A 21,800-nucleotide genomic window follows, 5' to 3' on the forward strand; every position below is an offset into this window, starting at 1 on the left:
GGTCAGAACCCGAAGATTTCCTTGCCCAGCGCGAACACCGGCAGGGCGGCCAGCACGCCGTCGATGCGGTCCAGCACGCCGCCGTGGCCCGGAATGAGGTGGCCCGAATCCTTGGCACCGGCGTGGCGCTTGATCAGGCTTTCGTACAGATCGCCCAGCACCGAGGCGAACACGGCCACCACGGCGGTGACCAGCAGGCCCGGCAGGTGCGCAGTGTCGACCCCGGCCAGCAGGCCCAGGCCGACGGCCACGGCCACGCCGGCCACCAGTCCGCCCAGCAGGCCTTCCCACGTCTTGTTGGGGCTGATGCGCGGGGCCAGCTTGTGCTTGCCGAAGCGGCGGCCGGCGAAGTACGCGCCGGAATCGGCGGCCCAGACCAGGGCCAGCGCGGCGAACAGCCACAGGTGGCCGTTGCCGCTGCGGGTGGTATCGACATCGCCACCGGCGTGGATGAGCACCAGCGCCGCCCACGACGGCACGATGGCCAGAGTGCCGGCCAGCAGCTTCAGGATGCGCGCCGGGCTGCCCGGCTGCGTGCCGAACTGGTAGAAGCGCAGCCACAGCAGGGCGCACAGCCACCAGCCCACGCCCACCAGGGTAGCGATCTGGTACAGCACCAGGCTGCCGGCATCGGCCCAGACCAGCAGCACCATCAGCAGCAGGTTCAGCACCAGCAGCACGGTACGGGCCAGGGTGTCTTCCACGTCGGCCAGCTTCAGCCATTCCCACAGGCCGACAAGGAACACGGCGGCCGCGGCGGCGGCCAGCCACTGCGTGGGCAGCAGCAGGATCGCGGCGATGGCGACCGGCGCCATGATCAGCGCGGCGAGGACTCGGGTCTTGGTCATGGGTTGGACGTCTCGGTGGCCATGGCGGCGATCTGGGCGCTGGTCAGGCCGAAGCGGCGCTCACGGCTGGCATAGGCGTCCAGCGCCTGTTGCAGCAGGGCGGCGTCGAAATCCGGCCACAGCGCTTCGGTGAACCACAGCTCGGTATACGCCAGCTGCCACAGCAGGAAATTGCTGATCCGGGTATCGCCACCGGTACGGATGAACAGATCCGGCGGCGGCAGGTCGGCCAGGGCGACCTGGCGGCCCAGCAGCGCTTCGTCGATCTGCTCGGGCAACAGGCGGCCGGCGGCCACTTCCACCGCCAGCGCGCGGGCGGCACGGGCGATGTCCTGGCGCCCGCCGTAGCTGGCGGCGATGGACAGGGTCAGGGTGGTGTTGTCGGCGGTGCGCTGTTCGGCCAGCTGCATGCGGCTGACCAGCCCGGCGCCGAAACGTTCGCGTTCGCCGATGAAGCGCACGCGCACGCCGCGCCGATGCAGCTCGTCCACTTCGCGATCGAGCGCGCCAAGGAAGAGCTTCATCAGGGCATCGACTTCGTCCTGCGGCCGGCCCCAGTTCTCGCTGGAAAACGCGAACAGGGTCAGCGCGGGAATGCCCAGTTCAAGGCAGCGCTCGATGGTGCGGTTGACCGCGCGGGCGCCGGCGCGGTGGCCGATGACGCGCGGACGACGGCGTTGCTGTGCCCAGCGCCCGTTGCCATCCATGATGATGGCAACGTGGCGGGGCAGGGCGGCCGGCAGAGGTGGCGGGACTGAAGGCATCGACTTCAGACCGACAGCAGTTCCTTTTCCTTGTCGGCCACGACTTTGTCGACATCCTTGATGTTGCTGTCGGTCAGCTTCTGGATGTCGTCTTCGCCGCGCTTCTTTTCGTCTTCGCTGATCGCCTTGTCCTTGACCAGCTTGGCGATTTCCTTGTTCGCATCCTGGCGGATGTTGCGGATGGCGATCTTGGCGCCTTCGCCTTCCTTCTGCACCTGCTTGGCCAGTTCCTTGCGACGCTCTTCGGTCGGCGGCGGCATGTTGATGCGGATCGCGGTGCCCAGGGTGTTCGGGGTGAACTCGGCGTTGTACAGGCCCTTCTCGATCTCCTTGATCATGCTCTTGTCGAAGGGCGTGACCAGCAGGGAGTGGGCGTCGGCATTGGAAATGGACGCGACCTGGTTCAGCGGGGTGCTGGCATTGCCGTAGGCATTGACCGTCACGCGGTCCAGCAGGGCCGGCGTGGCGCGGCCGGTGCGGATGGAGGTGAGGGTGTGCTTCAGAGCGTCGATGCTCTTGGCCATGCGCGTCTGCGCGTTGTTCTTGATGTCGTTGAGCATCGCCCGGGTCCTGGATGTAACTGGAATCGGGCGATTATAGGCGAATACGGGACGCTGCCGGGCCTGGATCGGCCCGGGGCCCGGTTGCCGCTCAGGCTCAGGCCGGGTCGCGGCCCTGCACCAGGGTGCCGATGTTGGCGCCGTTGAGGATCTTCAGCAGTTCGCCCGGCTGGCCCATGTCGAACACGCGCATCGGCAGGTCGCTGTCGCGGGCCAGGGCGAAGGCGGCGGTATCCATCACTTCCAGGCCGCGACGGATCACTTCGTCGTAGCTCAGGCTGTCAAAGCGCACCGCGTCGCTGTACTTGTTCGGGTCCTTGTCGTACACGCCATCGACCTTGGTTGCCTTCAGCAGCAGGTCGGCGCCGATCTCGATGGCGCGCAGGGCAGCACCCGAATCGGTGGTGAAGAACGGGCTGCCGACGCCGGCGGCGAAGATCACCAGACGGCCCTTTTCCAGGTGGCGGATGGCGCGGCGACGGATGTAGTCCTCGCACACGTCGTTGATCTTGATGGCGCTCATCACGCGGGCCTTGGCGCCCAGCTTTTCCAGCGCGTCCTGCATGGCCAGGGCGTTGATGACCGTGGCCAGCATGCCCATCTGGTCACCGGTGACGCGGTCCATGCCGCCTGCGGCCAGGCCGGCGCCACGGAAGATGTTGCCGCCGCCGATCACCAGGGCCACTTCGGCACCGGCCTGCTGGGCCTCGATGACTTCACGGGCCAGGCGGTTGATGATCTTCGGGTCGATGCCGTAGTCCTCATCTCCCATCAGCGCCTCCCCGGACAGTTTCAGAAGGATGCGGCGATAGGCGAGCTTGGACATGAGGACCTCGGGTGCGTGGAAATCGCGGGCGATTCTACGCGCATGCAGCGCGCGGCCAAAGCGTTTTGTGCGCTGCGGCGCGATTTGGCGTGATCCCCCGGCCCGGGCCAGGGGATCCATTCAGCCAAGCTCGAGGCCTGCAGTCGCCGACAGCTCATCATGCCCCAGTTCGCCAGGCGAGCGGGCGATGACCCGGTTGCGGCCCAGGTTCTTGGAGCGGTACAGCACGTCATCGGCCGCGCGCAGCAGGTCCTGCACGGTGGCAAAGCGCTCGTAGCCGCCCTGGGTGGCCACGCCGGCGGAGAAGGTCACGAACAGGGGCCCGCTCTCGGCTTCGGTCATCGGGGTGGCCACGATGTTCGCCAGCACGCGGCGGATCACGTCCAGGGCCATCGCTTCGCTGGTGTTGGGCAGCAGGGCCACGAACTCCTCGCCGCCGAAGCGGGCGACCGTGTCGCTGTTGCGCAGCTGGCCCTGCAGCTTGGCGGCGAAGGCACGCAGCACTTCGTCGCCGGTCAGGTGGCCGTGGGCGTCGTTGATCTTCTTGAAGTCGTCCAGGTCGATGAAGGCCACCGACAGTGGCCAGCCGTGGCGGCCGGCGCGCAGGAATTCCTGCTCGAGCACGGCTTCCAGCTGGCGGCGGTTGAGCACGCCGGTCAGCGCGTCGCGGTGGGCCTGGTCGGCCAGGCGCTTGGCCCGGGCCTCGAATTCGTCGGCGCGGCGGCGTGCCTGCTCGGCATCCTGCATCTCGCGCAGGTTGCGCAGGGTGGTCAGTTCCTGTGCGTGGTCGATCAGTTCGCGCACGCGCTGCGGCGAGCTCAGGCCGGTTTCAAACAGGCTGGCGATGTCGGGCAGGGCGTCGCTCATGCGCGCCAGCACCTGGTCGAAGCGTGCGCTGTCCAGCTGCAGCTGGTCGTGCACCTGGTGCAGGGCGCGTTCGCGCGCGGCGTCGGCATCGCTGTCCAGCCAGATATCGGCCACCGCGCCGGACAGCTGCACGCAGGCCTGGAACGGGGTGCTCGCCGCTTCGGCATCTTCACTGTGGCGGATGCTGTCCACCAGGTAGCGCGGCAGACCCCATTCCTCGGCCACCCACGCGCCCACGTCGGCGTGGCTGCAGCCCAGTGCCTGGCGCTCGCGTGCGACCAGGTCGGGGTTGTCCTGCGCTTCGCGCAGCAGGGGCAGGTAGCGTTCGGATTCGGCCTGGGCCAGGCACAGCACGCCCATGTCCTGCAGCAGGCCGGCCAGCATCAGCTCTTCCAGCCGGCGCAGGCCGCGGGCCTGGCCCAGCTGGCTGGCGGCCAGGGCGCTGAGGATGCTGCGCTTCCAGGCGCGCTGGCGCAGGTCGTGGTCGGCGCCGCCGCCAGCGGTCAGGCCCTGGGTGACGGTGAAGCCCAGCGCCAGGCTGATGGTGGCGTTCAACCCCAGCATGGTCAGCGCCTGGCCGAGGTTCTCGATGCGGCGGCGGCTGGCGTACAGGGGCGAGTTGGCAATGCGCAGCATGCGAGCACTCAGCGCCATGTCGATGGCGATGATGTCGGCGGCGGTGGCGATGTCCGCTTCCGGGTCCTGCGCCAGTTCGATGATGCGCAGGGCAATACCGGGGGGCGAAGGCAGGTTGCGGCACAGCGCCAGGGCAGCAGTCAGCTCAGGAGGCATGTCGGATCGTCAAATTCCATTAGGACAAGAATACTTAGGAATGCATCACAGTTTGCGTTTTTCGTTCCTGCTATGTGACTGCGAATTCCCCTGTGCCGAGTATCGGCTTGAATGCGTGATAACGCAAAGTCTGGCTGATGTGCGCACCAACGGTGCGCACCCACCGGGAGGGGGCTGATTGAAGTGCGCACCAACGGTGCGCACCCACCGTGCCATAGCTGCCGCAGGCACAAAAAAAGAGCCGCGGTTTCCCGCGGCTCCTTCTGGTCAGCCTACAGCCGGTGGGCTGGAATCAGACCTGCATGGCCTTGGCAACTTCGGCGGCGTAGTCTTCCACCACCTTCTCGATGCCTTCGCCCACGATCAGCAGCTGGAAGCCCGCCACGTCGGCGCCGGCGGCCTTGACCACCTGCTCGACGGTGGTTTCGCCCAGCACGTAGGTCTGGCCGTACAGGGTCACTTCGCTGACGATCTTGTTGATCTTGCCGCTGATGATCTTTTCCAGGATGTCGGCCGGCTTGGACTTGTCCTTTTCGGACATCTTCGCCAGTTCGATTTCCTTTTCCTTCTCAACGAAGTCGGCCGGAACATCGGCAGCCTTGTTGTGCGGCGGCTTCAGCGCAGCCACGTGCATGGCCAGGCCACGGGCCAGCTCGACGTCGCCGCCGATCAGGTCGACCAGCACGCCGACCTTGCCGTTGGTGTGCACGTAGGCACCGATGTTGCCGGTGGTGTCGACCTTCACCAGGCGGCGGATCTGGATGTTTTCACCCAGGGTCTGCACGGCGGTGGCGCGGGCTTCTTCCACGGTGCGGCCGTCGGCCAGCTTGGCAGCCTTCACGGCTTCGACGTCGGTGGCGCCAGCGGCCAGGGCGGCAGCAGCGACGGCGTCGACGAAGTTCTTGAAGTTGATGTCGTTGGCGACGAAGTCGGTTTCCGAGTTGACTTCGACCAGCACGGCCTTGCCGCCGTCCTGGGCCAGGCCCAGACGACCTTCGGCAGCCACGCGGTCAGCCTTCTTGTCGGCCTTGGCAGCGCCGGACTTGCGCAGGGCTTCAGCAGCGGCGTCGATGTCGCCGCCGGCTTCGGTCAGCGCCTTCTTGCATTCCATCATGCCGGCGCCGGTGCGCTCGCGCAGTTCCTTGACCAGGGAAGCAGTGATTTCCACGGGATTTCCTCACGAAAGAAAGGGGTTGGGCCGGCATGGTGGCCGGCCCGTGTGACACGGTCCTGTCACGCGCCAAGGGCTGCGCGCAGGGAGGGTGGACGCCGGGCGTCCACCCCGGGGCCTGGATCAGGCCTGGGCGTCGTCGCCCTTCTTGGCAGCCTTCTTCGCCGGAGCGCGGCGGGCGGCCTTGTCTTCGCCTTCAGCAGCAGCGGCGTCGGCGAACTCTTCTTCACGCACCGAAGCAGCGTGCGGAGCAGCAGCCTTGCCTTCCAGCACGGCGTCGGCAGCGGCGCGGGCGTACAGCTGCACAGCGCGGATGGCGTCGTCGTTGCCCGGGATGGCGTAGTCCACCAGTTCCGGGTTGTAGTTGGTGTCGACCACGGCGATGACCGGAATGCCCAGCTTCTTGGCTTCCTTGATCGCGATGTCTTCGTGGCCGATGTCGATCACGAAGATGGCGTCCGGCAGACGGTTCATGTCCTTGATGCCGCCCAGCGAGGCTTCCAGCTTGTCGCGCTCGCGACGCAGGCCCAGCACTTCGTGCTTGACCAGCTTCTCGAAGGTGCCGTCGGTTTCACCGGCTTCCAGTTCCTTCAGGCGGGCAACCGACTGCTTGACGGTACGGAAGTTGGTCAGGGTGCCGCCCAGCCAACGCTGGTTCATGAACGGCATGCCGCAACGCTCGGCTTCTTCACGGATGGTTTCGCGGGCGCTGCGCTTGGTGCCCAGGAACAGGACGGTGCCGCGCTTCTGGGCCACCGACGAGATGAAGTTCATCGCGTCGTTGAACAGCGGGACGGTCTTTTCCAGGTTGATGATGTGGATCTTGCCGCGGGCGCCGAAGATGTACGGAGCCATCTTGGGGTTCCAGTAGCGGGTCTGGTGGCCGAAGTGGACGCCGGCTTCCAGCATCTGACGCATGGTGACCTGGGGCATTGCAATACTCCTGATGGGGAACCTGCATTTCCGCCCGCGGTAATAGTGTGCGGGACGCGTGGAAACGCGATCAGTTCCGGGGTTGGGCTTCCCTGTTGCCTCCGTGGCCGAACTCCTTGCGGAGCACCCCGGCACGGATGGGGGCAGCAGGTGTGGATTCACCGGTGACGTCCGGTGTGGACGGTGTCCCGCGCACGGGGCGGCAGGGCATCCGGAGGATTATAGCCAGATCCAGGCGGGCGGGGCAAATGGCCCGGCCGGGCGGGCGGGGATCGGGCGGGGATCAGTAGGTGATGGTCACGTTGATCACATCGCTGTAGGTGCCGGCCGGCGGCTGGCCCGCCACCGGCGGCACCCGCCCGTAGATGGTGAGCTGCTGGGCCGCGCCGGTGCCGACACCGCCCACGGTATCCACGGTGAGGGTGTTGCCCCAGCGCTGGCTGCGGCCGGCATCGCGGTACAGCTCGTAGCCCAGATAGTAGTTGCTGCCGGCCACGGTGGTGCGCATGCGCCGGGTACTGGTGCCGGTGGGGTTGTTCTGGCCGTTGTCCAGGCTGACCTGGTAGGCGGTGTTCTTCAGGCAGGTCAGGGTCAGCCGGGCGGTCTGGTCGATATTGGCGGCGATGCTGCCGGTGACGTTGCCGAAGTTCATGGCCGTGGTGACATAGCTGCCGCACTGCGGCAGCACCGTGGCCGTGGCGGTGAAGCTGAACGCAGCGCTGGCACTGTTGGTGCCGGTGGCGCCGCCATTGCAGGTGGCCGGCACGGTGGCATTGCCCAGCAGCACTTCGTTCCAGGCCCAGGTCAGCACCACGTTGGCACCATTGAAACTGCTGCTGTAGTTGCCCGAGGCCAGGGTCTGGTTGGCCGGTATCTGCGCGAACAGCTGGGTGCTCTGCGCTCCGCTGCCGCCGGTCAGCAGGGGCACGTTGTAGGTCATGGTCAGTTCCTGCGCCGGCGGGGTGCCACGGGGCAGCAGGCCGGTGGCCTGGCTGTAGCTGGCGTTGTTGTAGATCTGGAAGTTCAGGCTGTCGCCGCTGCTGGTGGTCATGGTGCGCCCGCTGGCCGGGGTGCCGCCGCCACTGCCGGCGCCGATGCCCACGCAGACCCGCACGCCCGTCGTGGCCAACAGGCTCAGTGCGGCGGTGGTGCAGTTCACGGTGATGTTGAGCGTGCCGGTGCTGGGCGCGGCAGCGCCGCTGTTGACGTTGTTGAAGGGCAGGGTGGGGTTGGCCGTGGCGGTACAGGTGGCGGTGGCCCACGCCGGCCCGGCCAGGCACAGGCTGGCGGCGATCAGCAACAGCGCCAGCAGCCCCTTCATGGCGCCCCGCCCGGCAGGCAGCGCAACGGGGTGGGGCGCGGCGTGGCGCCGGCGGCCTGCACGTTGGGCCGATCGGGTATCCGCACGCTGCACGCGCCCTTGTTGGTGATGACCTGCAGCACGCTGCCGGCGGCCACGTCTTCCAGGTACAGCAGGCCGTCGTAGCCGACCGTGGCCTGGCGCCCGTCCGGCAGCTGCACTTCGCTGCCCACGTCCAGCGGCTGCCCGGCTGCATCCTGCAGGGTCAGCCGCAGGGAGGGGCGCGCGCGCAGGTTGAAGGTGACCCCGGTGCCGGCACCCTGTGGCGGCGTCACCCAGTCTTCAATGTGGTCGGCGCGCATGTCCTGCGGCAGATCCAGCGTATCGATCGACACCCGGTTGCGCTGCCACGACAGCAGCGGGCTGACCAGCAGCAGGCCACGGTCGTCGGTCACCCCGATCAGACGGTTTTCCAGCCGCACCGGCACCCCGCCCACGCCATTGGTGCTGACCACCGTAAACGCGTCGGCCACCTCGCGGGTGGCGAAGCTGTGGCCATCCATCCAGACCACGCTGCCGCTGGCGCTGCCATAGGCGAAATTCAGCCCGCTCTGGCGCGAGGCGCCCAGCGCGTAGCGGCCGACGTTGTTGAGCACGCCCACTTCGGCCAGGCCGCCCAGGCCGTCATCGCCCTGCCGCAGCTGTGCGCGCCAGCCCATGCCGCCAGCGCTGCCGTCGCCCGGCACCGGTTGGGTGATGTCGGCCACCCAGGCCTGTGCGCCGCCGTTGCGCTGGGTGGACAGGCTGGCCTGGCGGTTGTTGCCCAGGGTGGCGGTCAGGGACAGATACACGCTGCGGTCGTTGCTGCGGTCCAGGTTCTGGTTCAGCGACAGGTAGGCCGACCAGCGCGGGCTCCAGCTGCGCGACCAGAACAGGCTGGCGTAGCGGTTGTCGTCGCCGTCGGGGTAGCGCAGCCGCAGGTAGCTGGCGCTCAGGGTGCCCAGCCGGACCAGGTCGATGCCGGCGGTGGCCTGTTCGCTGATGCTGGGCGGCAGGCTGCCCTGCAGCGCGCCCAGGTCGCGGTAATCGCCGTGGCTGCGCACGCTGCGCAGGTTCAGGTTGAAGCGCCGGTTGTTCCAGCTGTAGCCCACCGCCCATTGGCCACCGCGCAGGCCCTGGTAGCGGCTGCGCGCATAGGCGGTGTTGACCACGCCCAGGCGGCCGATCTGCCACCAGCCGCCCAGGCCGGCCTGGGCCAGGCCGCCGCCGCCTTCGGCATGCGCCTCGCCGGTGAAACGGTCGCTCAGGCCGCCGCGCCAGCTGGCACTGGCCACGGTGCGGTCGTCATAGGCGAAGGATTCCTCGCCGAAGCTCTCGCGCAGCCGGCCCACGCCCAGCGACCAGTCCGACAGCCCCTTGGCCAGCAGCTGCTGGGTGCCATAGAAGCTGAAGTCCAGGGTCTGCATGCGGCCGAAGGCATCGGTCAGCACCACCTGGGCGCTGCCGTTGCCGCTGATGCCCGGCTGTGCCGCCAGCTGGAACGGCCCTACCGGCACCTGCCCGCTGTACTGGCGCAGGCCATCCACGTACAGCTCAACGCTCGACGGCACCACGGCCTGGCCCAGGAACGACGGCGTGGGGGTGAGCACGCGGTAGGGCTGCAGGCCGTAGTTGCGGCCGATCTGCAGGCCGCCCAGGCGGACCTGGCGGGACCAGTCGACGAAGCCACTGTAGAAGTCGCCTACCTCCAGGCTCAGCGCCTGGTCGGGGAAATCCAGGGTCCAGCGGGTGTCCAGGCGCACGCTTTCGCTGTGCCAGCGGCGGTCTTCGCTGCGCTGGTAGCGGCGGGTCACCGCGGTGTTTTCGAACGTGCCGCGGCCGATGCCGAAGACCCGGGTTTCCGAGGTCAAGGTCAGGTTGCCGCGGCCATCCACGTGGCTGCCGTAGAGGTCGTAGTTCAACAGCACGCCCGGCGCGGCGGCGCTGACTTCGGGGCGCGCCTGCGGCCGGCTGAGCACGGTGGTGGGCAGGGTCAGCTGTTCCAGCGGCACGTCCAGGGCCAGGGTCTGCTGCTGGGCGTCATAGCGCACCACCACGCCGCTGATCTGGTCCAGGAAGACCGGTGCCTGCCCGGGCGCGCTGAAGCCGAGCTGGCGCAACACCTCGGGGCTGGCCTGCAGGCGCCCGGCGGTTTCGGTGAAGGGCAGCAGGCCGCGCGGCGTGCTGTTCAGCACCACCGCCAGGTACAAGGTCTGCTGCGCGGTGAGCGGCGTGGGCGGCGGCAGCAGGGCATCGGCGGCAACACCGGAGACGTCGGCCGCCGAGGCGGCCGTGGGAACCAGTGCCATGCCCAGCAGCGCGCTCACCAGCGCCTCAGCGAGCCGGTGTGGGGGGCAGGGGCGTCTGCTTGGGCGCGCCATTGAGCTTGGCCGAAATCTGGTCGTTGTCGCGGTCGATCGCCGTGCGTTCCAGCGGCCAGCGCATCACCTGGCCGGGCAGCACATAGCCCAGCAGGCCCGGGTGGACGATGCGCGGACGGTCGGCGCTGCCCAGCGCAAGATCGGCGATCTGCGCATGGGCCGTGCCGCTGTTGCGCACTTCCACCCCGTCGCGGCCGTCGTCCAGGCGTATCAGCCTTGCCTGCAGCTGCGGCTTCAAGCGGCCGGGCGAAGGCGGCTGGATGAACACCGGAATGGAGTAGCGCAGCACGAACTGCATGCCGCTGGCCCGACGGGCCAGGTCCGGCACTTCGTCCACGATCAGGCGGAAGTACTGCGGCGCGTCCGGCGCCAGGTTGTCCGGGCGCATCACCCGCACCAGCTGCTGTTGGCCGGCGGCCAGTTCCTGCATGGGCGGGGTGGCCAGCAGGTCCTCGGTGGGCAGCAGTTGTTCCTGGCCGTCCTGCTGCACCCAGCGGAAGACACGCACCTGTAGTTTCACCGGCGCGGTGCCACTGTTGGTCAGCCACAGTTCGCCGGCGCGTTGGCGTGCATCCAGCTGCAGGGTGGTCGGGGCGACCTGCAGGCTGGTGGCGGCGCGGGCCGGCGCCAGCAGCGCAAGGGCGAGCAGCAGCGCCGCGCCGGTGGCGCACCACGGGCGGATCGGGTTCATCGGCACCACCCCGTCAGTAGGTGATCGTGGCGGTGACGGTATCCAGGTAGTTACCGGCAGAGGCGTTGTTGGTGCTCAGGTTGCCGATCTGGCCGTAGACCGTATACGGCTGGGCCAGGCCGGTGCCGATGCCGGCCTGGGTGTTGGTGCCCGACGTGGCACCCCAGACCAGGGTGTGCGCTGCATCGCGGTAGAGCTGGTAGCCCACGTAGTTGTTGGCCGTCACCGTGGCGTCGGTGTTCTTCATCCGCCGGGTGGTGACGTCGTTGGCGGTGCCCGCGTTGGCACCGGCATTGAGCGAGATGGTGTACGGGGTCAGGGCCGAGCACTGGGCGGTGACCGTGCCCTGGCCGTTGGTCGGCGTGGCCGTGGTGGAGGCGGCGGTGCCGAAATCCACGTTGGTGGCGGCAGCGGCGGTGATGGTGCAGGCCTTGGTGACGATGAGGGTTACGTTGAAAGTGGTGGTATCGGCCGCGGCGGCGGGGCCGGCCAGCAGCAGGGCCAAGGCCCATGGCAGGGTGGAACGGGCTGCGGATCGCATGGACAACCTCCCTGACCCGAAGGTCTGTTGAACAGGGCGAGGGCGGTGCGGGGGCACCGCGCTGACGTCAGTGTCCCCAGAGTTAAATCACTAAGTGTCTGTATTTCGTGAGAAAAATGCGTGGCAAAAGGCCAAGCGCATCACGCTTTCACATTCCTTGCCGGAACCGTGCATTGGCCAGACCCTCAGTTGGGTGGCGTTCGTTCAGATTGCGGCTGGATCGGCGATAATGGGTGCCATGAGCGTGAATCTGAAAACCCCGCAGGAAATCGAGATGATGCGCATCGCCGGCCGCCTGGCCAGCGAAGTGCTCGACATCGTCACCCCCCACGTCAAGCCCGGTGTCACCACCGAGGAACTGGACCGCATCTGCCACGACCACATCGTGAACGTGCAGGGCGCCACTCCGGCCAACGTCGGCTACCGCGGCTTCCCCAAGACCGTGTGCACCTCGGTCAACAATGTTATCTGCCACGGCATTCCCAGCGAAGGGAAGGTGCTGAAGGACGGCGACATCATCAACATCGACGTGACCGTCATCAAGGATGGCTGGCACGGCGATACCAGCCGCATGTATTTCGTCGGTACGCCGTCGGTGATGGCCCGCCGCCTGGTGGAAGCCACCTACGAAGCCATGTGGCGCGGCATCCGCGCCGTGCGTCCGGGGGCCACCCTGGGCGATGTTGGCCATGCCATCCAGAGCTATGCCGAAGGCGAGCGTTTCAGCGTGGTGCGCGAGTACTGCGGCCATGGCATCGGCAAGGTCTACCACGATGAACCGCAGGTGGTGCATTACGGCCGCCCGGGCCAGGGCCTGGTGCTGCAGCCGGGCATGACCTTCACCATCGAGCCGATGATCAACGAGGGCACCCGCTACAACAAGGTGCTGCCCGATGGCTGGACCGTGGTGACCAAGGACCGCAAGCTGTCGGCGCAGTGGGAGCACATGATCGCGGTCACCGAGACCGGCGTGGACGTGCTGACCCTGTCGCCCGGCGAATCGCAGGTCTCCTGACCATGCTGCCGGCGGGTTCACTGCTGGACGCGCCGGCCGATTCGCTTGACGATCCCGAATGGGCGTCTGCCGCACGGCAGGCGCTGCAGCAGGCCGATGCGCGGCTGTACCGGCGCTTCGACCAGGGCGACAACATCGAGCGCCTGATCGCGCTGCGCGCGCGCGCGGCCGATCACCTGATCCGCCTGGCCTGGCAGCGCTGCCTGCCGGCCGACAGCGGCCTGTCCCTCTTTGCAGTGGGCGGCTACGGGCGCGGCGAACTGTTCCCGCGCTCGGATATCGATCTGCTGGTGTTCGGTGAATCGTCGGCGCAGATGGCGCACGAAGCAGCGCTGTCGCGGCTGTTCGCCCTGTTGTGGGATTGCGGCCTGGCGGTCAGCCACGCCGTGCGTTCGGCCGCCCAGTGCCGCGAAGCGGCCGCCGATCAGACCGTGCTGACCGCCTTGATCGAGGCCCGCCCGATTCTGGCCGACGACGGTGCGCGCCGCGCGCTGCGTGCAGCCGTTGACGATCGCGAGCTGTGGCCGGCGCGGGCCTTCTTCCTGGCCAAGCTGGACGAACTGCGCGGCCGCCACGAGCGCTTCGGCGATACCGCCGACAACCTGGAGCCGGACCTGAAAGACGGCCCCGGCGGCCTGCGCGATCTGAACACGCTGGGTTGGATGGCGCTGCGCGCGTTCGGCGTGCGCGATCTGGAAGCGCTGGTGGGCCTGGGCCACCTGGGCGCCGACGAAGCCGCTGCGCTGAAGCGCGAACGCGCGGTGCTGGCGCGCCTGCGCTTCGGCCTGCACCTGGTGGCGCGGCGCCCCGAAGAGCGCCTGCGCTTCGATTACCAGAAGACCCTCGCCGCGCGCCTGGGCTTCGAAGACGACGCCGAGAACCTGGGCGTCGAGAAGATGATGCAGGGCTTCTACCGCGCCGCATCGGTGGTGCGGCGTATCAGCGACCGCCTGCTGCAGCGCTTCGAGGAACAGTTCGATGGCGAAGCGCAGCCGGAACCGCTGACCGTTGGTTTTTCCCTGCGCCGCGGCTATCTGGCCGCCAACGACGCCGACTGGCCGTGCGGCGATGTCGGCCAGGTGTTCGCCCTGTTTGCCGGGTGGGCCAACAACCCGCAGGTGCGTGGCCTGCATTCGCTGACCGCGCGTGCGCTGGCCGAATCACTGCCGCAGCTGCCGGCCTACGACCAGGCCGATGCCGACGCACGCGAACAGTTCATGGCCCTGCTGCGCGGCCAGCGGCCGGTCGAAACCCTTTCGCGCATGGCCCGGCTGGGCGTGCTGGGGCAGTGGATTCCGGCCTTCGCCCAGGTCAGCGGGCGCATGCAGTTCGACCTGTTCCATGTCTACACCGTCGACCAGCACACGCTGATGGTCCTGCGCAACATCGGCCTGTTTGCCAGCAGCCGCGCCGACGAGCGTTTTTCCATCGCCCACGAAGTCTGGCCGCGCCTGCGCAAGCCGGAACTGCTGCTGCTGGCGGGCCTGTTCCACGACATTGCCAAGGGCCGCGGCGGCGACCATTCCGAACTGGGTGCGGTCGATGCGCGCGCGTTCTGCCATGCCCACGCGCTGAGCGGCAGCGATACCGAACTGGTGGCCTGGCTGGTGGAACAGCACCTGCGCATGTCGGTGACCGCGCAGAAGCAGGACATCGCCGATCCGGTGGTGATCCATCGCTTCGCCACTCTGGTGGGCAGCCGCGACCGTCTGGATTACCTGTACCTGCTGACCTGCGCCGACATCGCCGGCACCAGTCCCAAGCTGTGGAATGCGTGGAAGGACCGGCTGCTGGCCGATCTTTACTTCGCCACCCGGCGCGCGCTGCGTGATGGCCTGGAACACCCGATGCCGGCCGCCGAGCGCGTGGCCGAAGCGCGCGACAGCGTGCGCGCGCTGGTGCGCGAGCGCGGCTACGACGATGCCACCATCGACCGCCAGTTCGCGGTGATGCCCGATGAAGGCTTCATGCGCCTGCGTCCGGAACAGCTGGCCTGGCAGGCGGCGGCGCTGGTGCCGATCAAGCAGGGCCACACCCTGGTGAAGGTGCGCCGGATCAGCGTCGATGACCCCGCGCTGGAAGTGTTCGTGCACTCGCCCGACCGCGACGGTCTGTTCGCCGCCATCGTGATGACCCTGGACCGCAAGGGCTACGGCATCCACCGCGCGCGCGTGCTGGACGGCCCGTCCGACACCATCTTCGATACCTTCGAAGTCAGCCCGGCCGACAGCTTTGCCGATGGCAGCAGCGCCAATCTGGAAGTGGCACTGCGCGAGGCGCTGGGCGGCGATCTGACCCGCCTGCGCCCCTCGCGCCGGGCCGTGCCGCGGCAGCTGCGCCACTTCCGTTTCGCCCCGCGCATCGAGTTCCGCGACGAACCCGGTGCCACCCGTTTCGCCCTGGTTGCCCCCGACCGCCCCGGCCTGCTGGCCGACGTGGCGTTCGTGCTGCGCAACCAGGGTCTGCGTGTGCATGACGCACGCATTGCCACGTTCGGCGAACGCGCCGAAGACACCTTCGTGATCAGTGACGAACACGACCTCCCCCTGACTGAACCTGCCCGGCAGCAGCTGCATGACGCGATGCTGGCCTGCCTGGACCCTGATCGAAACGCCGGAGACACCGCCTGATGGCCACCAAGCCCGCCAAGAAGACCGCCGCCACCACCAAGGCCGCAGCGCCGAAGAAAACCGCTGCCGCCACGACGGCCGCCAGGAAAACTGCTGCACCGGCGAAGAAGGCGGCGGTGAAAACGCCGGCGGCAAAGAAGCCGGCGGTGAAGAAGGCCCCGGCCAAGAGCGCCGAAGTTGCACGCGCCGAAACCATCGCCCGCAAGTCGCTGCGCAAGCCGCAGGTGCCGGGCGTGGAAGAACTGAAGTTCGGCATCGAGAGCGCCTTCGAGCGCCGCGCCACGCTGACCCTGCACGAGCTGGAAGGCTCGACCCGGCCGCTGGTGAACCGGGTGATCGATGGCCTGGAAACGGGCGAATTCCGCGTGGCCGAGCCCGACGGGCAGGGCGGCTGGAAGGTCAACGAATGGCTGAAGAAGGCCGTGCTGCTGTACTTCCGCGTGAACGACATGGCCGTGGTCGATGCGCGCCCGGCGCCGTTCTGGGACAAGGTGGAATCGCGCTTTGCCGGCTATGACGAAGCGAAGTTCCGCCGCGCCGGCGTGCGCGTGGTGCCCGGTGCGATTGCCCGCCGCGGCACCTACTTCGGCAAGGACGTGGTGCTGATGCCGAGCTTCACCAACATCGGCGCCTACGTGGGCGAAGGCACCATGGTCGATACCTGGGCCACCGTAGGCTCCTGCGCGCAGATCGGCCAGCACTGCCACCTGTCCGGCGGCGCCGGCATCGGCGGCGTGCTGGAGCCGCTGCAGGCCAGCCCGACCATCATCGAAGACCACTGCTTCATCGGTGCGCGTTCGGAAGTGGTGGAAGGCGTGGTGGTCGGCCACCACAGCGTGATCGGCATGGGCGTGTTCCTCAGCCAGAGCACCCGCATCTACAACCGCGCCACCGGCGAGATCACCTACGGCTACATTCCGCCGTACAGCGTGGTGGTGTCCGGTTCGCTGCCCAGCAAGGACGGCACCCACTCGCTGTACTGCGCGGTGATCGTCAAGCAGGTCGATGCCAAGACCCGCAGCAAGACCAGCGTGAACGATCTGCTGCGCGGCCTGGCCGACTGAGCGGGGCGCCTGCATGACCACCACCGTCTACGGCCTGAAGAACTGCGACACCTGCAAGAAGGCCACCAAGTGGCTGGACCGCTTCGGCGTGGCGTACACCTTCGTTGACTACCGCGACAACAAGCCCAGCCCGGAAACGCTGCTGGAATGGGCCGCGCAGCTGGGCGGCCTGGCCGCGATGGTCAACAAGTCGTCCACCACCTGGCGGCAGTTGCCGGACAACCGCAAGGCCGCCGAATCCGACGCCGAGTGGAAGCTGCTGCTGCGCGAGTACCCGCAGCTGATCAAACGTCCGCTGGTGGTCACCGCCGACGGCACGGTCAGCCAGGGCTTCAGTGACAACGGCTTCAAGGCGCGCTTCGGCGTGGGCGGCGCGTGAGCGCCGTCCTGGACCTGGCCTGCGAGCTGATCGCGCGGCCGTCGGTCACCCCCGACGATGCCGGTTGCCAGGCGCTGCTGGGCGATCGCCTGGCCGCCGCTGGCTTCCACTGCGAGCACCTGCGGCTGGGCGAGGTCGACAACCTGTGGGCCACCCACGGCAGCGGCGCGCCAGTGCTGGTGCTGCTGGGCCACACCGACGTGGTGCCGTCGGGCCCGCGCGAGGCCTGGCAGAGCGATCCGTTCGTGCCGCAGATCCGCGACGGTGTGCTGTACGGTCGCGGCGCGGCCGACATGAAGGGCAGCGTGGCCGCGTTCGTGGTGGCCGCCGAGCAGTTCGTTGCCGCCCACCCGGATCATCCCGGCACGCTGGCCGTGCTGCTGACCAGCGATGAGGAAGGCGACGCCATCGATGGCGTGCGCCACGTTGCGCGTCTGTTCGCCGAACGCGGGCAGCGCATCGACTGGTGCATCACCGGCGAGCCGTCGTCCACTGCCACCCTGGGCGACCTGCTGCGTGTCGGCCGACGCGGCAGTCTGTCGGCGAAGCTGCAGGTGCAGGGCGTGCAAGGGCACGTGGCCTACCCGGACAAGGCGCGCAACCCGATCCACCAGGCCGCACCGGCGCTGGCCGAACTGAGTGCGCGGCGCTGGGACGAGGGCTATGAGAGCTTCCCGCCAACCAGCCTGCAGATCTCCAACATCCACGCCGGTACCGGTGCCAACAACGTGATTCCCGGCGTGCTGGAGGTGGATTTCAACATCCGCTACAACCCGCACTGGGACGCACCGAAGCTGGAAGCGGAGATCAGCGCGCTGCTGGACCGCCACGGCCTGCAGTACAGCCTGAAGTGGCACCGCAGCGGCGAGCCGTTCTACACCCCCGAAGGTACCCTGCGCGCCACCGCGCGCGCGGTGCTGGCCGAGCACATCGGCCGGTCGCCGGAAGAAAGCACCGGCGGCGGTACGTCGGATGCACGTTTCATCGCACCGCTGGGCGCGCAGTGCATCGAAGTGGGGCCGGTGAATGCCAGCATCCACCAGGTGGACGAGAACGTGCGCGTGGACGAGCTGGACGCGTTGCCCGGGCTGTACCAGCGCCTGCTGGAACGATTGCTGGCCTGATCCAGCGCCTGCACTGGCCGGTGCCCGTTGGCGGGCGCCGGCCCGATGTCACACCCGGGTCAAGTCACCCCACGATCAAGCCGAACGCGGCCATCGCTGCAGCCGCCTGCGCATGCGAGATGCGCGCCTTGCGGAAGTGCTTGGCGTCCATCACGTTCAGGCCGCTGATATCGGTATCGCGCAGGTCGGCGCCATCGAAGCGCGCCAAGCGCGCCTGCACGTTGCGCAGGCTGCCGCCCTCGAACACTGCATCGCGGAAGTCGCAGCCGGAGACATCGGCTTCGGAAAAATCATTGCCGCACAACGTCGACTTGCGGAATGACAGCCCGCGCAGATCGGCGCTGACCAGCAGGCAATCGCGGAACGACAGCAGCCAGCCACCGGCTTCCTGCAGCTGCGCGCCGGTCAGCTTGCAGCCCAGGAACTGCACCGACGACAGCGTCGAGCGCCGCCAGTGACTGTTGTTCAGATCGCAGTGCTCAAAGCGCGAATCGCTCAGCTGGGCCGAGGTGAAATCCGCACCTGCGCCACGGCAGCGGCTCCACTGCGTTTCCTCCAGCGATGCCGCCAGCCACTGCGAACCGGCCACTGCACACTGGTCGAACTGGAACCCGTCCATGTCCAAGCGGGAAAAATCGCCGTGCTCGAACGAACATTCCTCGAAGCGTGCCGCGCGCGGATGGGCGGCGACAATCGCCTGCATGCGCGCGCGGTCGATGGTTTCGCCATGGAAACGAGCCTGGGCCATGTGTACTGCCGTTGTTTCAAGCCAAAGTCCATTCTCGCCAACTCTGCGGCGCAGGGGCAGTCTTGTGATGCCGGCGTGGCTGTGTACAGCGCCGTCGTTATTCCGAAAAGTTGAACATCGGCGGCTCTACCGCGCGCTGCCAGTACGACGGTGCGGCCATGTAGAAGCGCTGTGCTTCGGCACGCGCGAACCAGGCTGCGGCGGCATCGCGGTCGCGCGGCACGCCCGGTGCGCCGCGGCCCAGCAGCAGCCCGGCGAAGTACTGGCCAAAGACATGGCCGTGCCCGCCGGCCTGCTGGTACAGCTGCAGCGCGCGTGCGGGATCACGCGGCAGTCCCACGCCGCGTTCCAGCACCGCACCCAGGTCCACCTGGGCGTCGGCATCGCCACGGGCGGCGCGCCGCTGCAGCTTCACGACCTGCGGGTGCGGCGTGCCGTCCTGCGTTGCCAGTGCGGCCGGAAGTCCGGACGCGCGGGACGGCAGGCGCTTGTAGACCATCTGGCGCAGGTCCCAGCGCAGTGCCTGCGCGGCGTCGCCATGCTGCCGGTAAGCCTGGGCCAGGTCGGCGAATGCATAGGGATTGCCATGCTGGGCGGCGGCCAGATACCAGCGCTCGCCACGTCGCCACGACGCGCGGATGGGCGGCGCGGTGACCACGTCGGGCGCCGTGCCGTGGCGCAGCGTGCCCTCGCTCCAGATCCGCCCCAGCGCTGCTTCGGCCCGGGTGTTGTTGAACGTCCACGGCTGCGCGGCGGCCGCCCGGGCATACAGGTCCAGCGCACGTGGATCATTGCGTACCTCGAAGTACTCGGCGGCGCTGAAAGCGCTCTCGAAGCGGCCATCGGCGGCCCCGCGTTCCCAGGTCGCGGCCAGTGCGGGCGGCGTGCGCGGCGCTGGGCTGCTGCAGGCGCCCAGGGCCAGTGCGCAGGCCAGGGCGAACAGGTGAGGCAGGGGGCGTCCAATGCGGTGTGGCATTCCAGTGGTCGATCAATGGCGGGGCCGCAGTATGCCGTTGCGGCGCTGTCTGCGGCCTGCACTGGTTGCCGACGCAACTGTTGCACGGCCGCGGAAAGCGGGGTAGCTTCAATCCCATGTCGATCCGCCTGGCCACCGCCGTCAATACCAACCGCAATAATCTGCGCACGAATAATCGTGCGCGGCCGATGCGGGACTGCGCCCTGGGTAGATAGACAGCTTCATACGCCCGGACACCAGAGAACCCGCATCGGTCGATGCGGGTTTTTTTGTGCCCGGGCGCAGCCTGCCCGGGCCTGGTTGGCCGGTCGAACACCTTCCCCCCGTGTAATCCCCCACAACAGGAGCCCTCCCATGTGTTCGATCTTCGGCATCTTCGGCCTGCAGGCCGGTGACGATCTTCCCGCCCTGCGCCGCCACGCGCTGGAACTGTCGCAGCGGCAGCGCCACCGCGGCCCGGACTGGAGCGGGGTGTACCTGGACGAAGGCGCACTGCTGGTGCACGAGCGCCTGGCCATCGTCGATCCGGCCGGCGGTTCGCAGCCGCTGCTGTCGGCGGACGGCCAGCTGGCGCTGGCAGTGAACGGCGAAATCTACAACCACCAGGCGCTGAAGGCGGGCCTGACCCAGCCCTACGACTTCCAGACCGGTTCGGACTGCGAGGTGATCAACGCCCTGTATCGCCAGGGCGGTGCGCCGGCGCAGTGGCTGGAACAGATCAACGGCATCTTCGCCTTTGCCCTGTGGGACCGCGATGCGGGTCGCGTGCTGGTCGCCCGCGATCCGATCGGCGTGGTGCCGCTGTACTGGGGCCACGATGCCCAGGGCCGCTTGCGCGTGGCCTCGGAAATGAAGGCGCTGGTGGACACCTGCGCCGACGTGGCGCAGTTCCCGCCGGGCCATTACTACGACAGCGCCAGCGGCGAACTGGTCCGCTATTACCAGCAGCCGTGGCGCGACTACGCCGATGTGGAAGGGCGCCAGGCCGACCTGGCCGAGCTGCGCCAGGCCTTCGAACAGGCGGTGGAACGCCAGCTGATGAGCGATGTGCCCTACGGCGTGCTGTTGTCCGGTGGCCTGGATTCGTCGCTGGTGGCGGCGGTGGCCGCCCGCTTTGCCCGCCGCCGTATCGAAGATGGCGGCCAGAGCGAAGCCTGGTGGCCGCGCCTGCACTCCTTCGCCATAGGCCTGCAGGGATCGCCGGACCTGGCCGCCGCTGCGGTGGCCGCCGAAGCGCTGGGCACCGTGCACCACGGTTTCGAATACACCTTCGAAGAAGGCCTGGACGTACTGCCGGAAGTGATCCGCCACATCGAAACCTACGATGTGACCACCATCCGCGCGTCCACCCCGATGTTCCTGCTGGCACGGAGGATCAAGGCGATGGGGGTGAAGATGGTGCTGTCCGGCGAAGGCAGCGACGAGATCTTCGGCGGCTACCTGTACTTCCACAAGGCACCCGATGCGCGCGAATTCCACCAGGAACTGGTGCGCAAGCTCGATGCCCTGCACAACTACGACTGCCTGCGTGCCAACAAGTCGATGATGGCCTGGGGCGTGGAGCCGCGCGTGCCATTCCTGGACCGCCAGTTCCTGGACGTGGCGATGCGCTTCGATGCCGCCCACAAGATGGTCGGCGCCGGTTTCGGTGGCCGCCGCATCGAGAAGGCGGTACTGCGCGAGGCCTTCGATGGCTACCTGCCCGACAGCATCCTGTGGCGGCAGAAGGAGCAGTTCAGCGATGGCGTGGGTTACGGCTGGATCGACGGGCTGAAGGCGCATGCCGAAGCGCAGGTGAGCGACCGCGTGCTGGCGGCTGCCGACAAGCGCTTCCCGCACAACCCGCCGCAGACCAAGGAGGCGTACTACTACCGCCACCTGTTCGAGCAGTTCTTCCCCAGCCACGCGGCCGCGGAAACCGTGCCGGGCGGCAAGTCCATTGCCTGTTCGTCGCCGGCGGCCATCGCCTGGGATGCCAGCTTCGCCGCGGCCGCCGATCCGTCCGGCCGCGCCATCGCCGGCGTGCACGAACAGGCCCTGGCCTGAGCGATGACCGGTAGCGCCGGGCCATGCCCGGCGAGCGCAGCGGATGGGTAACGCCGGGCCATGCCCGGCGCAAGCAAGTATCATCGGCCCCCTGCGCATTGGGGA

The 21,800-nt window shown here is 68.2% G+C and carries 19 protein-coding genes; 6 read left to right on the forward strand and 13 right to left on the reverse strand.

Features of this window, described 5'->3' with window-relative positions:
- Positions 1-2 precede the first annotated feature (2 nt).
- The 11 genes from C1931_RS06540 to C1931_RS06590 all read right to left on the reverse strand — a co-directional run bounded on the left by C1931_RS06540 (position 3) and on the right by C1931_RS06590 (position 11,713).
- Positions 3-848, reverse strand: a complete 846-nt coding sequence (locus C1931_RS06540) for a phosphatidate cytidylyltransferase (protein ID WP_108755774.1) — start codon at positions 846-848, stop codon at positions 3-5.
- Complete coding sequence (uppS, locus tag C1931_RS06545) at positions 845-1,612, reverse strand: polyprenyl diphosphate synthase (RefSeq protein ID WP_108749064.1); 768 nt, start codon at positions 1,610-1,612, stop codon at positions 845-847. The genes C1931_RS06540 and uppS overlap by 4 nt, the downstream gene beginning before the upstream one ends.
- A gap of 5 nt (positions 1,613-1,617) precedes the next feature.
- Entirely contained in the window at positions 1,618-2,172 is a 555-nt protein-coding gene (gene frr / locus C1931_RS06550; protein ID WP_108749065.1) for a ribosome recycling factor, read from the reverse strand.
- Positions 2,173-2,269: 97 nt separating this feature from the next.
- A complete protein-coding gene (gene pyrH / locus C1931_RS06555) occupies positions 2,270-2,998 on the reverse strand; it encodes a UMP kinase (protein WP_108749066.1) in 729 nt (242 codons plus the stop codon).
- 120 nt (positions 2,999-3,118) lie between these two features.
- A complete protein-coding gene (locus C1931_RS06560) occupies positions 3,119-4,657 on the reverse strand; it encodes a GGDEF domain-containing protein (protein WP_108752594.1) in 1,539 nt (512 codons plus the stop codon).
- Positions 4,658-4,949: 292 nt separating this feature from the next.
- Entirely contained in the window at positions 4,950-5,825 is an 876-nt protein-coding gene (gene tsf / locus C1931_RS06565) for a translation elongation factor Ts (protein WP_108752595.1), read from the reverse strand.
- Positions 5,826-5,951: 126 nt separating this feature from the next.
- The gene (gene rpsB, locus C1931_RS06570) at positions 5,952-6,761 is read right to left on the reverse strand and encodes a 30S ribosomal protein S2 (protein ID WP_108749069.1); all 810 of its coding nucleotides are present in this window, start codon (positions 6,759-6,761) and stop codon (positions 5,952-5,954) included.
- A gap of 283 nt (positions 6,762-7,044) precedes the next feature.
- Positions 7,045-8,082, reverse strand: a complete 1,038-nt coding sequence (locus tag C1931_RS06575) for a spore coat U domain-containing protein (protein WP_108755775.1) — start codon at positions 8,080-8,082, stop codon at positions 7,045-7,047.
- Positions 8,079-10,409, reverse strand: coding sequence for a fimbria/pilus outer membrane usher protein (locus tag C1931_RS06580; protein WP_108757679.1), 2,331 nt, complete (start codon positions 10,407-10,409; stop codon positions 8,079-8,081). The genes C1931_RS06575 and C1931_RS06580 overlap by 4 nt, the downstream gene beginning before the upstream one ends.
- 25 nt (positions 10,410-10,434) lie before the next feature.
- Positions 10,435-11,172: a molecular chaperone gene (locus tag C1931_RS06585; protein ID WP_108755776.1), complete on the reverse strand. Its 738-nt coding sequence runs from the start codon at positions 11,170-11,172 to the stop codon at positions 10,435-10,437.
- 13 nt (positions 11,173-11,185) lie between these two features.
- Positions 11,186-11,713: a spore coat U domain-containing protein gene (locus tag C1931_RS06590; protein ID WP_108752597.1), complete on the reverse strand. Its 528-nt coding sequence runs from the start codon at positions 11,711-11,713 to the stop codon at positions 11,186-11,188.
- 229 nt (positions 11,714-11,942) lie between these two features.
- Here C1931_RS06590 and map point away from each other — a divergent pair, with 229 nt between their 5' ends.
- From map to dapE, 5 genes are read left to right on the forward strand one after another with little or no spacing between them, the layout of a single operon-like run.
- Positions 11,943-12,728 carry a type I methionyl aminopeptidase gene (gene map / locus C1931_RS06595; RefSeq protein ID WP_199912412.1) on the forward strand — a complete coding sequence of 262 codons (786 nt, stop codon included), beginning with the start codon at positions 11,943-11,945 and terminating at the stop codon, positions 12,726-12,728.
- 2 nt (positions 12,729-12,730) lie between these two features.
- Entirely contained in the window at positions 12,731-15,358 is a 2,628-nt protein-coding gene (locus C1931_RS06600; protein WP_108755777.1) for a [protein-PII] uridylyltransferase, read from the forward strand.
- Positions 15,358-16,422 (forward strand): 2,3,4,5-tetrahydropyridine-2,6-dicarboxylate N-succinyltransferase, encoded by a 1,065-nt coding sequence (dapD, locus tag C1931_RS06605; RefSeq protein ID WP_108755778.1) that lies wholly within the window; start codon positions 15,358-15,360, stop codon positions 16,420-16,422. The genes C1931_RS06600 and dapD overlap by 1 nt, the downstream gene beginning before the upstream one ends.
- A 13-nt stretch (positions 16,423-16,435) precedes the next feature.
- On the forward strand, positions 16,436-16,801 hold the full coding sequence (locus C1931_RS06610) for an arsenate reductase (protein ID WP_108752600.1): 366 nt from the start codon (positions 16,436-16,438) through the stop codon (positions 16,799-16,801).
- Positions 16,798-17,925: a succinyl-diaminopimelate desuccinylase gene (gene dapE, locus C1931_RS06615; protein WP_108755779.1), complete on the forward strand. Its 1,128-nt coding sequence runs from the start codon at positions 16,798-16,800 to the stop codon at positions 17,923-17,925. The genes C1931_RS06610 and dapE overlap by 4 nt, the downstream gene beginning before the upstream one ends.
- A 64-nt stretch (positions 17,926-17,989) precedes the next feature.
- Here dapE and C1931_RS06620 read toward each other — a convergent pair whose 3' ends face one another.
- Together C1931_RS06620 and C1931_RS06625 are read right to left on the reverse strand one after the other, a co-directional pair.
- A complete protein-coding gene (locus C1931_RS06620) occupies positions 17,990-18,673 on the reverse strand; it encodes a pentapeptide repeat-containing protein (RefSeq protein WP_108755780.1) in 684 nt (227 codons plus the stop codon).
- Between the two features lie 97 nt (positions 18,674-18,770).
- Complete coding sequence (locus C1931_RS06625; protein WP_108755781.1) at positions 18,771-19,649, reverse strand: tetratricopeptide repeat protein; 879 nt, start codon at positions 19,647-19,649, stop codon at positions 18,771-18,773.
- A gap of 354 nt (positions 19,650-20,003) precedes the next feature.
- Between C1931_RS06625 and asnB the strand changes: the two genes are divergently transcribed.
- On the forward strand, positions 20,004-21,695 hold the full coding sequence (gene asnB, locus C1931_RS06630; protein ID WP_108755782.1) for an asparagine synthase B: 1,692 nt from the start codon (positions 20,004-20,006) through the stop codon (positions 21,693-21,695).
- The last annotated feature ends 105 nt before the right edge of the window (positions 21,696-21,800 follow it).

It is taken from the genome of Stenotrophomonas sp. YAU14A_MKIMI4_1 (assembly GCF_003086855.1).
In the GTDB taxonomy this organism is placed as follows: Bacteria; Pseudomonadota; Gammaproteobacteria; order Xanthomonadales; family Xanthomonadaceae; genus Stenotrophomonas.